This is a genomic window from Mycobacterium sp. E740, assembly GCF_001672895.1.
Lineage (GTDB): Bacteria > Actinomycetota > Actinomycetes > Mycobacteriales > Mycobacteriaceae > Mycobacterium.
The window spans coordinates 1-1,075 of record NZ_LZKP01000047.1; the positions used below are offsets into that span (position 1 = coordinate 1).

Below are 1,075 nucleotides of genomic sequence, written 5' to 3' on the forward strand. Positions count from 1 at the left end.
CAGCGGCGACACCCCTCCCCAGTCGTCGACGCCCGCGCCGACCAGCGCCAGGCACTCGGTGCGCGACACCAGGTTCGGCGGAGCCTGGATGCGCATCTTGGGGCCCATCACCAGGCGGGTGACCGCGACCGTGGCCAGGAAGTCCTCGAATCCCGCATCGGGGGTGGATGCCATCGCGGTGTGGTCCTTGGCGCGGAAGTTCTGCACGATCACTTCCTGGACGTGCCCGAACTCCTTGTGCGAGCGGCGAATCGCGTGGATGGTCTCGGCGCGCTCGTGCAGCGTCTCGCCGATGCCCACGAGCAGACCCGTGGTGAACGGGATCGACAACCGGCCCGCGTCAGCCAGCGTCCGCAGCCGGACCGCGGGCTCCTTGTCGGGGCTGCCGTAGTGGGCCAGCCCCTTCGTCTCGAACAACCGTCGTGACGTCGTCTCGAGCATCATCCCCATCGAGGGCGCCACCGGTTTGAGCCGCGAGAGCTCAGACCAGCTCATCACGCCGGGGTTCAGATGCGGCAGCAGGCCGGTCTCCTCGAGCACGCGGATCGCCATCGCGCGCACATAGTCCAGCGTCGAGTCGTAGCCCCGCTCGTCCAGCCATTGGCGAGCCTCGTCCCATCTTGCCTCGGGACGGTCGCCGAGTGTGAACAACGCTTCCTTGCAACCCAATTCGGCACCGCGGCGGGCCACGTCGAGAATCTCGTCGGGCTCCATGTACAGGCCCGCGTTCTGCGCGCGAAGCCGGCCCGGGACCGTGACGAAGGTGCAGTAGTGGCAGGTGTCCCGGCACAGATGCGTGACCGGGATGAACACCTTGCGCGAGTAGCTGACCGGCAGTCGCCCGGTCGGGCCGCGGCGGCCCGCCGCCTCGAGGCCCGCATCCCGCACCCGCGCGGCGCTGGCGCACAGGTCGGCGAGATCGTCACCGCGCGCGCTCATCGCGACGGCGGCTTCTTCGGCGTTGAGCGCCACGCCGTCGCGGGCGCGTCGCAGCACCCGCCGCACAGCGGCAGCGGTTGGCTGATCGGCTTTCGGCGCGATCACCGGATTGGGCAGGTCGGTGCCGGGCTGAGGG

The 1,075-nt window shown here is 70.0% G+C and carries 1 protein-coding gene; it reads right to left on the reverse strand.

Features of this window, described 5'->3' with window-relative positions; translation table 11 throughout:
- Positions 1–1,056 (reverse strand): 7,8-didemethyl-8-hydroxy-5-deazariboflavin synthase CofG (gene cofG, locus A5663_RS04590; RefSeq protein WP_231976677.1); only part of this gene is annotated, 1,056 nt, incomplete at its 3' end.
- Between the last annotated feature and the right edge of the window lie 19 nt (positions 1,057–1,075).